This window comes from Rhodococcus sp. YL-1, assembly GCF_001942025.1.
Classification (GTDB): domain Bacteria; phylum Actinomycetota; class Actinomycetes; order Mycobacteriales; family Mycobacteriaceae; genus Rhodococcus_F; species Rhodococcus_F qingshengii.
The window spans coordinates 470,313-484,383 of sequence record NZ_CP017299.1 but is presented as its reverse complement, the minus strand read 5'-3'; the positions used below and the strand labels follow the sequence as shown (position 1 = coordinate 484,383).

General features: G+C 63.4%; 13 protein-coding genes. 5 read left to right on the top strand and 8 right to left on the bottom strand.

Annotation, left to right across the window (positions count from 1 at the left end; translation table 11 throughout):
* Positions 1-52 precede the first annotated feature (52 nt).
* From BH682_RS02295 to BH682_RS02280, 4 genes are read right to left on the bottom strand one after another with little or no spacing between them, the layout of a single operon-like run.
* A complete protein-coding gene (locus BH682_RS02295; protein WP_003943474.1) occupies positions 53-1,087 on the bottom strand; it encodes an aspartate-semialdehyde dehydrogenase in 1,035 nt (344 codons plus the stop codon).
* Positions 1,088-1,093: 6 nt separating this feature from the next.
* Positions 1,094-2,359: an aspartate kinase gene (locus BH682_RS02290; RefSeq protein WP_003943494.1), complete on the bottom strand. Its 1,266-nt coding sequence runs from the start codon at positions 2,357-2,359 to the stop codon at positions 1,094-1,096.
* A gap of 49 nt (positions 2,360-2,408) precedes the next feature.
* Positions 2,409-3,362 carry a hypothetical protein gene (locus BH682_RS02285; protein WP_007731502.1) on the bottom strand — a complete coding sequence of 318 codons (954 nt, stop codon included), beginning with the start codon at positions 3,360-3,362 and terminating at the stop codon, positions 2,409-2,411.
* Positions 3,362-3,727 carry a hypothetical protein gene (locus BH682_RS02280; RefSeq protein ID WP_042922809.1) on the bottom strand — a complete coding sequence of 122 codons (366 nt, stop codon included), beginning with the start codon at positions 3,725-3,727 and terminating at the stop codon, positions 3,362-3,364. The genes BH682_RS02285 and BH682_RS02280 overlap by 1 nt, the downstream gene beginning before the upstream one ends.
* Before the next feature lie 270 nt (positions 3,728-3,997).
* Between BH682_RS02280 and leuA the strand changes: the two genes are divergently transcribed.
* Both leuA and BH682_RS02270 read left to right on the top strand, forming a co-directional pair.
* The gene (gene leuA / locus BH682_RS02275) at positions 3,998-5,806 is read left to right on the top strand and encodes a 2-isopropylmalate synthase (protein WP_003943488.1); all 1,809 of its coding nucleotides are present in this window, start codon (positions 3,998-4,000) and stop codon (positions 5,804-5,806) included.
* Between the two features lie 240 nt (positions 5,807-6,046).
* The gene (locus BH682_RS02270) at positions 6,047-6,424 is read left to right on the top strand and encodes an SHOCT domain-containing protein (RefSeq protein ID WP_003943489.1); all 378 of its coding nucleotides are present in this window, start codon (positions 6,047-6,049) and stop codon (positions 6,422-6,424) included.
* Positions 6,425-6,586: 162 nt separating this feature from the next.
* Here the strand turns inward: BH682_RS02270 and BH682_RS02265 are convergent, their stop codons facing one another.
* Positions 6,587-7,480 (bottom strand): LysR family transcriptional regulator, encoded by an 894-nt coding sequence (locus BH682_RS02265; protein ID WP_003943476.1) that lies wholly within the window; start codon positions 7,478-7,480, stop codon positions 6,587-6,589.
* Positions 7,481-7,570: 90 nt separating this feature from the next.
* Between BH682_RS02265 and BH682_RS02260 the strand changes: the two genes are divergently transcribed.
* Genes BH682_RS02260 through BH682_RS02250 form a run of 3 tightly spaced genes read left to right on the top strand, consistent with a single transcriptional unit; the run spans position 7,571 to position 10,497 of the window.
* Positions 7,571-8,512, top strand: coding sequence for an EamA family transporter (locus BH682_RS02260; protein WP_003943484.1), 942 nt, complete (start codon positions 7,571-7,573; stop codon positions 8,510-8,512).
* 25 nt (positions 8,513-8,537) lie between these two features.
* A complete protein-coding gene (locus BH682_RS02255) occupies positions 8,538-9,791 on the top strand; it encodes a Mur ligase family protein (RefSeq protein ID WP_003943457.1) in 1,254 nt (417 codons plus the stop codon).
* Complete coding sequence (locus BH682_RS02250) at positions 9,784-10,497, top strand: type 1 glutamine amidotransferase (RefSeq protein WP_075831925.1); 714 nt, start codon at positions 9,784-9,786, stop codon at positions 10,495-10,497. The genes BH682_RS02255 and BH682_RS02250 overlap by 8 nt, the downstream gene beginning before the upstream one ends.
* 6 nt (positions 10,498-10,503) lie before the next feature.
* Here the strand turns inward: BH682_RS02250 and BH682_RS02245 are convergent, their stop codons facing one another.
* From BH682_RS02245 to BH682_RS02235, 3 genes are all read right to left on the bottom strand, one after another.
* Positions 10,504-11,667 carry a low temperature requirement protein A gene (locus tag BH682_RS02245; protein ID WP_047271595.1) on the bottom strand — a complete coding sequence of 388 codons (1,164 nt, stop codon included), beginning with the start codon at positions 11,665-11,667 and terminating at the stop codon, positions 10,504-10,506.
* Between the two features lie 66 nt (positions 11,668-11,733).
* Positions 11,734-12,861, bottom strand: a complete 1,128-nt coding sequence (locus tag BH682_RS02240) for an acyl-CoA dehydrogenase family protein (protein ID WP_075831923.1) — start codon at positions 12,859-12,861, stop codon at positions 11,734-11,736.
* A 1-nt stretch (position 12,862) separates the two neighbouring features.
* The gene (locus BH682_RS02235; RefSeq protein ID WP_047271591.1) at positions 12,863-14,068 is read right to left on the bottom strand and encodes an acyl-CoA dehydrogenase family protein; all 1,206 of its coding nucleotides are present in this window, start codon (positions 14,066-14,068) and stop codon (positions 12,863-12,865) included.
* Between the last annotated feature and the right edge of the window lie 3 nt (positions 14,069-14,071).

Genomic DNA, 14,071 nt, shown 5'->3' with positions numbered 1-14,071 from the left:
GAAACGACACCGGCCCCACACCTAGGTGCGGGGCCGGTACCGAACGAAAGATCTAGCCGACCAACAGCTCGGCAATCTGAATCGTGTTGAGCGCGGCACCCTTACGCAGGTTGTCGCCCGAAACGAAGAGCGCGAGTCCGCGTCCCTCCGGGACACCCGGATCCTGACGGATACGACCGACCAGCGACGCGTTGCCACCGGCAGCGGCCAGCGGCGTCGGAACCTCGACCAGCTCGACGCCCGGAGCGTCGGCGAGGATCTCCTTGGCGCGAGCAACCGAGAGCGGGTTGGCGAACTCTGCGTTGATCGCGAGCGAGTGCCCGGTCACGACGGGAACGCGCACGCACGTACCCGAAACCAACAGATCGGGAAGTCCGAGGATCTTGCGGCTCTCGTTGCGGAGCTTCTGATCCTCGTCGGTCTCGCCGCTTCCGTCGTCGACCAGCGAACCTGCGAGAGGCAGGACGTTGAACGCGATGGGGGCGACGTAGTTGTTCGGGGCCGGGAAGTCGACGGCACTGCCGTCGTGAACCAGCTTCTCCGCGTCTCCGACTACGGCGCGCACCTGGCCGAGGAGTTCCTCGACGCCGGCGATGCCGCTACCGGACACGGCCTGGTAGCTGGAGACGATCAGACGCTGCAGACCGGCTTCGTCGTGCAGAACCTTCAGCACCGGCATCGCTGCCATGGTGGTGCAGTTGGGGTTCGCGATAATGCCCTTGACCAGGTTCTGCGTGTCCTGCGGGTTGACCTCGCTGACCACGAGGGGAACCTCGGGATCCTTGCGCCATGCCGAAGAGTTGTCGACAACGGTCGCGCCGGCAGCAGCGAAGCGAGGAGCCTGGGCGCGCGAGAGCGTCGCACCGGCTGAGAACAGGGCGATGTCGATGCCCTTCAGGTCCTCATCCGATGTGGCGGCCGCATCCTCGACGATGATCTCTTCGCCGCGGAAGGGCAGCTTCTTACCGGCGGAGCGTGCAGATGCGAAGAACCGCACCTTGTCCGCGGGGAAGTTCCGCTCTTCGAGCAAAGTGCGCATGACGATGCCGACCTGACCGGTCGCACCGACAACAGCGATAGTCGTCATGAGAAATTACCGTCCCGTTCCAGCGTGTACTACTGCTTCTTCTTCGCCACCGAGCCCGAAAGCGTCGTGGATGACACGTACAGCGTCGTCCAATTCGGTGTCCTTGACCAGCACTGAGATGCGGATCTCAGAGGTCGAGATGAGGTCGATGTTGATGTCTGCCTTGGCCAGCGCCTCGCAGAACGTGGCGGTGACGCCCGGGTGGCTCCGCATTCCGGCGCCGACCAGGGAAACCTTGCCGATGTGGTCGTCGAACAAGATCTGCGTGAAGCCGATGTCTTCCTGACGCTTGGTCAGGATCTCGACGGCGCGGGGGCCGTCGGCCGTCGGAAGCGTGAAGGTGATGTCCGTCTTGTTTGTCTCCACCTTGGAGATGTTCTGCAGCACCATGTCGATGTTGATCTCGGCATCGGAGACTGCGCGGAACACCTTGGCAGCGTGTCCCGGTGTGTCCGGCAATCCGACAACGGTGATCTTGGCTTCGCCGCGATCGTGCGCGACTCCGGTGATCAGGGCCTCTTCCACAGGAATGTCCTCCATCGATCCGGACACGATTGTTCCGGGCTTGGTGGTGTATGACGAACGGACGTGCACAGGCACGTTGTAACGACGGGCGTACTCGACGCACCGGAGCATGAGCACCTTGGCACCACACGCTGCGAGTTCGAGCATTTCCTCGAAGGAAACCGTCTCGAGGCGGTGAGCGTCGGGGACGATGCGCGGATCGGCGGAGAAAACGCCGTCGACGTCGGTGTAGATCTCGCAGACGTCGGCGTTGAGTGCAGCTGCCAACGCCACGGCAGTGGTGTCCGAGCCACCGCGTCCGAGCGTCGTGATGTCCTTGCTGTCCTGGCTGACGCCTTGGAATCCGGCGACCAGAACGATCGAGCCTTCGTCCAGCGCAGTGCGAACACGGCCCGGCGTGACGTCGATGATCTTGGCGTTTCCGTGGCTGCCGGTCGTGATGACTCCGGCTTGTGAGCCCGAGAACGAACGAGCTTCGGCGCCGAGGGAGTGAATTGCCATCGCTACCAAGGAGTTGGAGATGCGCTCACCCGAGGTCAGCAGCATGTCCATTTCACGGGCCGGCGGGGAAGGGCACACCTGCTGAGCCAGATCGAGCAGCTCATCGGTGGTATCGCCCATCGCTGACACCACGACGACGACATCATTGCCGGCCTTCTTGGTCTCGACGATCCGTTCAGCGACTCGTCGGATGCGCTCGGCGGTTGCCACCGAGGATCCGCCGTACTTCTGGACGACGAGAGCCACGCGTTTCTACCTCCAGGTCGAAATTGTTTACAGATACCAGAGGTCGAGCTTACCGAGGTGGTCCTGGGACTTCCCGATGCGTACTGCTGTTCGCCTCAGATCCGCGCGGGATCAGTTGCGAGATCCGCGATCGCATCAACGTCGCAGAACGCGAGCCACCGGCAACGTAACCGACCACCGTGACGGCAACTCCGCAGGCGAGAAGCACGCGGATACTGCTGACCAGCGAAACTGCCAGCGCGTCGTACACCGCGACTGCCGCCTCAGATGACGGTATGTCTGAATTCTGTAAATAGACCCGGCGCACGACGGCCAGCGCCACCAACAGGGCGATCATCGCCACCGCCGTCGCCAGCCCGACCAGGGACAGTGCGCGCATTCTCCTCGGCGCAACTGCGACGGCCGCGATCGCACAGGCCAGCGACACCCACGGCAGCCAGGCCGCTGCCCGGTCGAGAGTGTTCGAGAGGTCCTGGGCCCGCACCAGCTCGTCGGATTGCAGGATCTCGAACTGCGGATCGAACGTCGGAAGACGATCGACGACGGTGAATCCGCGATCGCGGAGGTTCGTCCGCAGTTCTGTCATGATCGGCTCGAGGGACAAGGTGACTGTTCCGCTGTCGTCGGACCGAACGATGCCGTCGGTGGCTCTGCCGGTCACCATCGCAGCAAGTTGCGCGTGCGCCTGACGGTTGGCCGCGGTCCAGAGCGTCGCGAACTGGTCGCTGGAGACCAACGACTGAGCCGCCTCCCGAACAAGTTTCTCGGCTTGTCTCGTCACCACCTGCGGAAACCGGTCCAACCGCTGCGTCAGTTCCTCGGTCAGCCGATCAACGACAGCCGCTTGGACAGCAGGTTCGGAAGCCAACGGGGCAACCGTCTCGACGTAACTGTCGGTGTCGTTCACCTGGGTGTGGACGAACAGCGCGAGCACCGAGCCGGCAGCACCGAGACCAGCGAGAACGATCAGCAGTGAACAGACGATCCAGCGGATCGAGCGCATCACGTGTGCTTGGCGCGCGCCGGTCGAATCTTCGCGGTGATGTGGTGAATGCGGTGATCGTCAGCGGGTATCCGGAAGGTCTCGGTAACCCGAACGGTCATCAGGTTCCGCCCGAACAACCCGGCGTCGAGGAGGTAGTCAGCCGTCAGGTCGTCCCCGTCGACCGTCCACTCCACCTCACGAATGTCGCGGATCACGCGATACTGAGGACCTCCGGAAAGGCTGCGCCGCAAATGATTCCCCGAAAATCCGGTCTTGAGCCCGACCTCGTGGCGTACCGCGTCCGGAGCCAGCGGTACGGAACTGCCATCGTGACTGCGGAGCGCGTCGAGGTACGTCCTCGCCACGGCGATTCGGGGATCCATGGACGACAGTCCACCATTTTCGGGGCCGAAACGGCAGCACAATTCGGCGACAAATTGGACATGAGGGCGAACCCCACCGATTTCTCGCGAAATCCAGGAGTAGAGTGCTGTGCATGCAGCGCGCACTCCTTCTTGGTTGCCGCGACGGGGTCTGATCCAGACTGGCCTCCCGCCGCGGGGTTTTTGTGCGCCGGTCGACCAAGCCTTCCGGACTCATGGTCTTGACCAACAGGTCAACAGGCCGGGTCCACAATCCTGGAGATCACACCCATGTCCCCCGCTGACGCATTCACCACCGGCACTCGCACCATCACCCCGCCCACGAAGCCGGCACCGTCCGACCAGCCTGCGTGGAACACGCAGAAGAACTCGTCGATGCCGACGTTCCGCTACCGCCCGTTCGCCGAAGAGGTCGAGACGGTCACGCTGCCCGACCGCACCTGGCCGGACAAGATCATCGACCGAGCACCCCAGTGGTGTGCCGTTGACCTGCGCGACGGCAACCAGGCGCTGATCGATCCGATGAGCCCGGCGCGCAAGCGTCGTATGTTCGATCTCCTGGTTCGTATGGGCTACAAGGAGATCGAGGTCGGCTTCCCGTCCGCGAGCCAGACGGACTTCGATTTCGTTCGCGAGATCATCGAGGACGGCGCCATCCCGTCCGACGTCACCATCCAGGTGCTGACGCAGTCGCGTCCCGAGCTGATCAAGCGCACGTTCGAGGCCTGTGAAGGTGCCGAGAACGCGATCGTGCACTTCTACAACTCCACCTCGATTCTGCAGCGCCGCGTCGTGTTCCGCGCCGACAAGGACACGATCAAGAAGATCGCCACCGACGCCGCCGAACTGGTCCTCGCCGAGTCGAAGAAGTACCCGGACACGAACTGGCGCTGGGAATACTCGCCCGAGTCCTACACCGGCACCGAGCTCGAGTACGCCAAGGAAGTATGTGACGCCGTCACCGAAACCCTGGGTGCGACGCCGGCCAACCCGGTCATCCTGAACCTGCCCGCCACCGTCGAGATGGCTACACCCAACGTGTATGCCGACTCCATCGAGTGGATGCACCGCAACCTGGCCCGCCGCGATTCGGTCATCCTGTCGCTGCACCCCCACAACGACCGCGGCACGGGTGTCGCTGCAGCCGAGCTGGGCTACCAGGCCGGCGCGGACCGCATCGAAGGCTGCCTGTTCGGCAACGGTGAGCGCACCGGCAACGTCTGCCTGGTCACTCTCGCTCTGAACATGTTCACGCGCGGCGTCGACCCGCAGATCGATTTCTCGAACATCGACGAGATCCGTCGCACGGTCGAGTACTGCAACCAGCTGCCCGTCCACGAGCGTCATCCGTACGGCGGCGACCTGGTCTACACCGCGTTCTCCGGCAGCCACCAGGACGCGATCAACAAGGGCCTCGACGCCATGAAGGTCGACGCCGACAGCCAGAACTCCGACGTCGACGACATTCTCTGGCAGGTCCCCTACCTGCCGATCGACCCGAAGGACGTCGGCCGCAGCTACGAGGCCGTCATCCGTGTGAACTCGCAGTCCGGCAAGGGCGGCGTCGCATACATCATGAAGGCCGATCACGGTCTGGTGCTGCCGCGTCGTCTGCAGGTCGAGTTCTCGCAGTCGGTCCAGAAGATCACCGACGGCGAGGGCGGCGAGGTCTCGCCGAAGGAAATGTGGGACGTCTTCCACGAGGAGTACCTCGCTCCCATCACCCCGCTCGAGCGCATGAAGCAGAAGGTCACCGCGTCCGAGGAGGACGGCGGCACCGATGCGATCACCGCAATCGTCAAGGTGAACGGCAAGGAGCAGGAGATCTCGGGAACCGGCAACGGCCCGCTCGCTGCCTTCGTCGACGCGCTGGGAAGCATCAACTTCGACGTTCGTGTCCTCGACTACTCCGAGCACGCGATGTCCGCCGGTGACGACGCCCAGGCCGCGGCCTACGTCGAGTGCGCCGTGACGGGCCCGGAGGGTCAGAGCACCGTCGTCTGGGGTGTGGGTATCGCCACGTCGATCACGACGGCCTCGCTGCGCGCTGTGGTCTCGGCAGTGAACCGCGCCAGCTGACACTCAGCTCCTGACTCGTGAACAATCCCTGGTCTCACCCGATTTTCGGGTGGGGCCAGGGTCGTTTTCAGAGCACTGAAGATTTTCGGTCGATGTTTTCGATTCGGCATGACATTGGTCCCGAAAGAGTCGGTTAGCGAAGTTAACAAAAAGAATTCACCCATCGAGGATGATGCAGACGCCACGTGCGCGTGAGATAGTCAGCTCAGACAAATCCGACTTGTGAAATGGAGCTCGACAATGGATTCCTTTTGGGACTTCCTCTGGCTGATCATCATCAGCTTCGCGTTCATCGCGTACTTGATCCTGCTCTTCTCGATCATCACCGACCTGTTCCGCGATCACAAGACCTCCGGCTGGGTGAAGGCAATCTGGATCGTCTTCCTGTTCTTCATTCCGCTGCTCACCTCGCTCGTCTACCTGATCGTTCGCAGTGACGGAATGGCACAGCGGTCCCTCGAGGCTGCGCAGCAGGTCAAGAACGCACAGGACAGCTACATCCGTGAGGTTGCCGGAAAGTCCCCGGCCGAATCCATCGCAGATGCAAAGGCACTTCTCGACGCCGGCACCATCAGTGAAGAAGAATTCGCAGCACTGAAGGCCAAGGCTCTCGCCTGATACCGGCCCTCACTAAGCGACCCTCACTAAACCGTGAGGATTGCACTACCGAAACGGGAGCGACACTAATCGTGTCGCTCCCGTTTTGTGTTCATTCACCAACAGCTGCTCATTCACCGACAGCCGTTCATTCACCAACGGCCCTTCATTCACCGACAGCCTTCATTCACCGACAGCACGCGCGACGTCACGAAAGGCGTCGAGCACGACTCCGATAGCCGGACTGCGGTTGGCGTGTAACCGAGTTGCCAATTCATAAACTCGTGCAGCGCGCACTCCCGCCACCGGTTTCCTCGAAACTCCGGGATGCGTGATCGCGTATCGCGGCATCAAAGCCACGCCGTGGCCCGCCGCCACCAGTTCTTCGATGACGCGGAAATCGTTTATCCGATGAGCGACGCGAGGCTGGACGCCGGTTACCGACGCAACCGACAGCAGAACGTCGTCGACCGGAAACCCGCCGCGCACGCTTATCCAGTTCTCGTCGGCCAATTGTTCCAGCCGGACCGAATCCTGCTCGGCGAGTGGATGATCAGGCCGCAGCACCAGATCGATCGGTTCACGCATCAGCGGTTGCACGCTGACCCGGGGAAACGACGTCTCGGCTCCGCGTTCGTCACGGTGAGTGAGGATCACATCGTGATCGGCCAACAGCCCAGGGACGGCCGACGCCGGTTTGTCGACGTCGTAGGCGTCGATGTCCACGTCCGAGTTCTTCAGCGCCGTCAGGACACCGGGCAGCAGGAGCGCCGCGCCGGAGGGAAAGAACGCGACTCGCACCTTCCCCCGCGGCGAGCCTCGGTACGACGCCATCTCGTCCGCCGCCCGGTCTAGCGCCGCCACCACGTCGTCGGCGCGAAGCACCAGCGCTCGACCCGCGTCGGTGAGGCGCAGCGTGCGCCCGTCCGGTTCGAGGAGCGAGACCCCCGCTTCTCGTCCGAGGATCTTGAGTTGTTGCGAGACGGCGGACGGCGTCATCGAGAGGGCGAGAGCAGTAGCGCCGACGGTTCCTCGGTCGGCGAGCTCGCGGAGGATTCGCAGGCGCGTGGCATCCATACGGTGACTAATATCCATGTAGCAAAACTACATGGATAGTGCATCTATATTCGCTTGTTCTGATGCTTCGTACGGCTCACGATTAACGGCATGACTCCCCGCGACCGTCTCCTCGGCCTGACCGTGATCGTCTTGTGGGGTCTGAACTTCCTGGCCATTCGCGTCGGCCTGGATCATTTCCCGCCGTTCTTCTTCGCAGCGCTGCGGTTTCTGATCATCGCGATTCCGGTGGTCATCTTCGTGCCGCGTCCGCAGGTACCGCTCCGTTGGCTGCTGCTCTACGGATTCGGTTTCGGATTCGGCCAGTTCGTCTTCCTCTTCTGGGCGATGCATTCGGGGATGCCGACGGGCCTTGCATCACTTGTCCTGCAGTCGTCAGCACCGTTCACCGTCCTACTCGGCGCTTTCCTGCTCCGCGAGAAGCTCAGCGTCTGGCAGGTCTCCGGTATCGCCGTCGCCGTTGGCGGGATGTCCTTGATCGGCTGGGACCGCTCGCACCACGCGGCACTGCTGCCCGTCGTCCTCACACTCCTCGGCGGCCTGTCCTGGGCGTTCGGCAATCTCGGCAGCCGCTTGGCTGCGGCGAACACCGTCGGCGAGCCTGCACCGATGCGCTTGATGTTGTGGATGTGTGTCATCCCGCCGTTACCGATGCTCGCACTGTCAGCCGTGGTCGAAGGCCCCACAGTCGGCTGGCACGCACTCGGCACCGCATTCAGCGCCGACGCCTGGCCGTCGCTGGTCGGGCTGGCCTACATCATTCTGCTCGGCACCATCGCCGGATCCGGGCTCTGGACGATGCTCATGGGCCGCTATCCCGCCGGCATGGTGGCGCCGCTCTCCTTGCTGGTGCCAGTCGTGGGAATCGGCGCGTCCTGGCTGTTCCTGCACGAGGATCCGAGCCCGTTGTCACTGGTCGGGGCGGTCATCGTGATCGCCGGAGCGAGCGCCGCACAGATGAGGCGTAAGCCCGCGAACACTGTTTTCTCGGACACACCTGCAGCCTCACCACCGGCGCGACTCGGCGTCTGACGACGCCCTGTGCCAAACTCGGGCCGTGGGAACTGGACTATCGATCACAGCGCGCGGAAAGCTCGCCATGCGAGCTGCCGCAGCAGCATCTTGGGCATCGCAGAAGGCCGGTCGCGGCAAGGGTTCGATGATCGGCGGGCTGATCGCCCTCAAGATCGACCCGACGCTCATGACTCAGCTCGGACGCGGCAAGCGCACCGTCGTGGTCACCGGCACCAACGGCAAGTCGACGACCACGCGTATGACCGCCGCAGCGCTCGCGACACTCGGTGACGTCGCCACGCAGGCCGACGGCGCCAACATGGATGCCGGGATCGTTGCCGCTCTGGCCGCCCGTACCGATGCGACGCTGGCGGCACTCGAGGTCGACGAACTGCACGTCCCCCACGTAGCCGACGCCGTGAACCCGGAAGTGATCGTGCTGCTCAACCTCAGCCGCGATCAACTCGACCGGGTCGGCGAGATCAACATGATCGAACGGAAACTGCGCGCGTGCGTCAACGCGCATCCGAATGCGGTGATCGTCGCCAACTGCGACGACGTACTGGTCACCTCCGTGGCATACGACGCCACCAACGTCGTGTGGGTTGCTGCCGGCGGCGGTTGGGCCGGCGATTCCGTCAGCTGCCCGCGCACCGGCGAACCCATCGTGTGGGAGGGAAAGCACTGGCGCAGTACCGGTTCCGACTTCGCGCGGCCCGAGCCGACCTGGTGGCTCGACGACGACAATCTCTACGGCCCCGACGGCCTGAAGATTCCGATGACGTTGACCCTCCCCGGAAAAGCCAACCGCGGCAACGCAGCTCAGGCCGTAGCGGCTGCAGCGGCTTTGGGTGCAGATCCGGTCGGGGCAGTTGCCGCCGCATCGACGGTTCAAGAAGTCGCAGGTCGATACAGCACCGTCGAGGTCGGACCGCACTCCGTTCACATGCTGCTCGCGAAGAATCCCGCCGGCTGGCAGGAAGCGCTGTCGATGATCGATCCCACGGTGGACGGTCTGGTCATCGCGGTGAACGGTCAGGTGCCGGACGGCGAGGACCTCTCCTGGCTGTGGGACGTGAAGTTCGAGCACTTCGAAGGTGTCAAGGTAGTGGCCGCCGGTGAACGCGGAACAGATCTGGCAGTTCGCCTCACGTACGCGGGCGTCGAGCACACTCTCGACCCGGACCCGTTGCGCGCCATCGCTTCCTGCCCTCCCGGACGTGTGGAGGTACTGGCGAACTACACGGCCTTCCGTGACCTCAACACTGCCATCGCGAAGGAGTCTCGCAATGTCTGACTCGACAGTTCGCATCGGTCTGGTACTCCCCGACGTCATGGGCACCTACGGCGACGGCGGCAATGCCCTGATCCTGCGTCAGCGTCTGCGGATGCGCGGCTACGACGCCGAAATCGTGGACATCACCCTCAGCGATCCGGTCCCCGATTCGCTCGACGTGTACACGTTGGGTGGCGCCGAGGATTCTGCTCAGCGCCTCGCCACGCGTCACCTCGCGAAATACCCTGGTCTGCAACGTGCCGCCGAGCGTGGCGCACCGGTTCTGGCGATCTGCGCGGCCATTCAGGTGCTCGGCAACTGGTACGAAACCTCCAGCGGCGAACGCGTCGACGGTGTCTCGATGCTCGACGTCACAACCTCGCCGCAGGAGAAGCGTTCCATCGGCGAAGTCATCACGAAGCCGCTGATCGACGGACTCACCGCGCCCCTCTCAGGTTTCGAGAATCACCGCGGCGGAACAACTCTGGGTAGCTCAGCCTCTGGATTCGCACGTGTCACCCATGGTGTCGGAAACGGCGTCGGCGACGGATTCGAAGGCGTCGTGCAGGGTTCGGTGATCGGGACGTACATGCACGGACCCGCTTTGGCTCGCAACCCCGAACTCGCGGACCTCCTGCTCATGCGCGCCTTGGGTGTGAACGAGCTTGAACCCCTGCATCTGCCCGAGGTCGACAGGCTCCGCAAGGAGCGACTCGCGATTCGCTGACCCGGTTCAGACGGTTTCGGATTTGCCCTCGGTCAGAATCAGTTCCACGGCCAACAGCGCGGCGCAGGCCAGTCCCGCGACCAGCTCGGGCACCGCGGTGTAGGTACCACCGAGCACGACGACTATCGCGACCGAGAACGGCACGAGGGTGCGTACCGAGGAGTCGTGTAGTCGAATGTGGATGAACCACAAGGCGGCAAGGATGACCGCGACCGGAACGGTGACGGCAGCACCCGTCACCAACGCGCTGCCGTCACCGTGATGAGTCCAGAAGTCGACGCGCGAGGCCAACCCCGCACCGATGGCGGCAGCGGCGGCGAAGATGAAGTAGTGACCGAACCCCCAGACGAAGGGTGAGACGTTGTCACCGCCGATCACTTCGCCTGCATTGCGTTGGAAGTACAACCACCACAGGCTGAAGACAATCAGAATGCCGCCGATCACGACGTAGGTGACCTGCGCTGCCGGATGCTCACCGTCGACCGCGTCCTGGATCGCGATGGTGGTCGAAAGGATCGTCTCGCCCAGAACGATGATGAAGAACAACGAGTACCGCTCCGCGATGTGATGCGGGTGCCACGGCGTCATGCCCGGCTTCTCCGACCAGATCGGTACCGCGAATTCGCACAGAACCAACACCAGGAACGTCGGGACGTAAACGGCGGACGGCACGAAGTAGAAACCGATCCAACCGATCTGGACCAACACGATTCCGAGAGCGTATCGACGCGCCGTGAGCGCATGTTCGGGGTCGTTCCGCGAGACCCTGAGCCATTGGATGACCAGGGCTATTCGCATGATGACGTAGCCGACGATGATCAGCAGGGCGTCGTCGTTGAAGAAGCGGACGATGCCGGCTGCAAGGACCAGCGATCCGAGGATCTGGAATATGGTCAGCAGCCGGGCGATTCCGTCGTCGTTGTCGTACGCCGAGGTGAACCACGTGAAATTCAGCCACGTCCACCAGATCGCGAAAAACGCCATCGCGAAGTGCCCGACGCCCGAAGCCGCGTGCCCTTCGCTGATCGCGTGGTGCAGGCCGGTGGCCGCTTGAGCGACCGCCACGACGAAGCAGAGGTCGGTGAGCAGTTCGAGCGGCGTCGCCACCCGGTGCGGCTCGTGCGGGTCCCGCGGAACCAACGGCCTGATGAACGAACTGGTGCGATTCACGAAGGGCAGAGTAGCGCGATGATTGCCGGCGCGCTGCCCGTGACTGGAACCTGTCGTCTCAGATATTCACGCCGACGCCCCGATCTGGGCTCGGATCTCCAACTGATCGGCGAGTTCGGCGCCTATCGCCCCCGCGCTCCCCAAAGTGAAGGCGATCTGCCGTCCCCACAGGAAATAGCGGTGAATCGGATAGTCGACATCCGCGCCGATTCCGCCGTGCATGTGCTGGGTCGCGTGCACCACGCGCAAACCGCCGCGCGACGCCCACCATTTGGCGACCAGCGCCGCTGCTTCCGCTTCACTCTCGACTCCGCTGTCCATCAGCCAGGCAGCGCGGTGGGTGGTCAATCTTGTGCTCTCGGTGTCGAGGTACGCGTCGGCGGCCCGGACGGCAACTGCCTGGTTGGTCGAGAGTGGACGTCCGAATTGCACTCGCTCGGAGGTGTATTTCGCCGTCATCGCCAGCGCTTCCTCGCAGACGCCGGTAGCCAGGGCCGCCAGAGCGACCCGCGCACGTCGTAACGTCCAGTCTCGAACCACCGCGCCGTCCGCGGGAAGTGCGTCAGCTGCAGTAACCGCAACCCCGTCGAACTGCACAGCGCTGTTGCTCTCGCGGTTCGTCACCGCAAGCGGTGTACGCACCAGCGCGTCCCGGTCCGTCGGCACGATCATCACGGTGACACTGCCGTCCGGCATCGTCACCGGAACCACCAGTGCGGCAGCGAACTCGGCGGCCGGTACGGAGTCGACGTGGCCCGACAGAACCCAGCCGTCAGGAGCCGGCTCGGCGCGAACTGCCGTCTCGGCGTTGTAGCTGGTGTCGAAGGCGCCGGTGACGATCACCGAGCCGTCGAGCAGTCCCGGAAGCCACGACGCTTTCTGCTCCGTACTGCCGAACTCGGCAATCGGCAGCGCTGCCGTCGAAATCACCGACCAGAGCGGCACCTGGGCGACCCGGCGGCCTTGTTGTTCGAGCACCGCTGCCAGGCCTAGCATTCCGAGTCCCGCTCCCCCGACTTCCTCTGGCAGAGGAATTCCCAGAACGTCGGAGTCGGCGAGGAGCTTCCACAGTTCGGCGTCGAAACCGCCGGCGCCCTCCACTTCCCGCAGGCGGTCCACTCCGGACTTCGCCGAGAAGATCGATTCACTCAGATCCCGCACGGCGGACAAGTTGTCGTCGAATTCGAATTCCATGTCAGCTCTTTTCGTTCTGTGCAGCGGGCCGGCGACGCGCAGCAAGCGCCATGCCCAGACATTTTGCGGCGACAATTTCACGCATCACTTCGTTGGTACCACCGCCGAAGGTGTTGTTCTGGGCGCGTCGACCCAGGTTCTCGACTCGCCCTTCCAATACCGCTCCGGGTGTGCCGGGGCGCAGTAAGCCCTTGGCGCCCAGCACTTCCTGCAGCATGCCGTACGCACTGACGACAGCTTCGGTACCGAAGATCTTGGCCGCGGCCGAATCCCCGCCGCCCAAGGTGTTGGCGGCGACGTCCGCCACCAGTCGTAGGTTCATCAGGTCGGCAGCACTGAGCAGCGCGTAGACTTCCGCCAATTTCTCACGTACCCAGCCGATGTCGTAGACGTGGCCGTCACCGGCGGGTTCGGTCTTTGCCCATTCGACCACCTCGGCAAAGAGCTCGTTGGCTATACCACCGCGTGCCGCCAGGGCAACACGTTCGTGGTTGAGCTGGTTGGTGATGAGCTTCCACCCTTGATTGAGCTCACCGACGACATTGGTGATCGGCACCCGAACATCTTCGTAATAGGTTGCCGAAGTGCTGATTCCGCCCACGGTATGAATTTCGGTGACCGAGAACCCCGGCGAGCTGGTCGGTACCAGGACCACGGAAATGCCCTGATGCGTAGGCGCGTCGGGATCGGTGCGAACGGCAAGCCAGACCCAGTCGGCAAACACACCGGCGCTGGTGAAGATCTTGTTGCCGTTGATGACAAGCTCGTCACCCTCGATGCGGGCGCGTGTTTCGAGGGCCGCGAGATCGGTGCCCGCATTGGGTTCGGTGTAGCCGATGGCAAAGATCAACTCGCCCGCCAGGATCGGACGTAGGAAGAAGTCCTTCTGAGCTTGCGTCCCGTGCTTGATCAGAGCGGGTCCGACGGTGTTCAGCGTGACCAGCGACAGCGGCGCATTGGCGCGAATCACTTCGTCGTAGAACACGTACAGAGCTTCGGGGTTCTCACCCCGACCGCCGAATTCCTCCGGCCACCCCAAGCCCAACCAACCGTCTTTACCCATTCGGCGCAGAATGCGATCGAAGACGGGGCCGCCTTCGGTCTGATCCACGAGAGCACGGCGGTCTTCGTCGTTGATGATCTCCGCGAAGTACGCCCGCAATTCCTTGCGCAGAGTCTTCGACTCCTCCGACAAATCCAAGTACATGGT

Excerpts from the sequence above, each read along its gene's own strand:
- BH682_RS02295 (WP_003943474.1), bottom strand. The coding sequence starts at position 1,087 with ATGACGACTATCGCTGTTGTCGGTGCGACCGGTCAGGTCGGCATCGTC.
- BH682_RS02285 (WP_007731502.1), bottom strand. The coding sequence starts at position 3,362 with ATGCGCTCGATCCGCTGGATCGTCTGTTCACTGCTGATCGTTCTCGCT.
- BH682_RS02280 (WP_042922809.1), bottom strand. The coding sequence starts at position 3,727 with ATGGATCCCCGAATCGCCGTGGCGAGGACGTACCTCGACGCGCTCCGC.
- leuA (WP_003943488.1), top strand. The coding sequence starts at position 3,998 with ATGTCCCCCGCTGACGCATTCACCACCGGCACTCGCACCATCACCCCG.
- BH682_RS02270 (WP_003943489.1), top strand. The coding sequence starts at position 6,047 with ATGGATTCCTTTTGGGACTTCCTCTGGCTGATCATCATCAGCTTCGCG.
- BH682_RS02265 (WP_003943476.1), bottom strand. The coding sequence starts at position 7,480 with ATGGATGCCACGCGCCTGCGAATCCTCCGCGAGCTCGCCGACCGAGGA.
- BH682_RS02260 (WP_003943484.1), top strand. The coding sequence starts at position 7,571 with ATGACTCCCCGCGACCGTCTCCTCGGCCTGACCGTGATCGTCTTGTGG.
- BH682_RS02250 (WP_075831925.1), top strand. The coding sequence starts at position 9,784 with ATGTCTGACTCGACAGTTCGCATCGGTCTGGTACTCCCCGACGTCATG.
- BH682_RS02240 (WP_075831923.1), bottom strand. The coding sequence starts at position 12,861 with ATGGAATTCGAATTCGACGACAACTTGTCCGCCGTGCGGGATCTGAGT.
- BH682_RS02235 (WP_047271591.1), bottom strand. The coding sequence starts at position 14,068 with ATGTACTTGGATTTGTCGGAGGAGTCGAAGACTCTGCGCAAGGAATTG.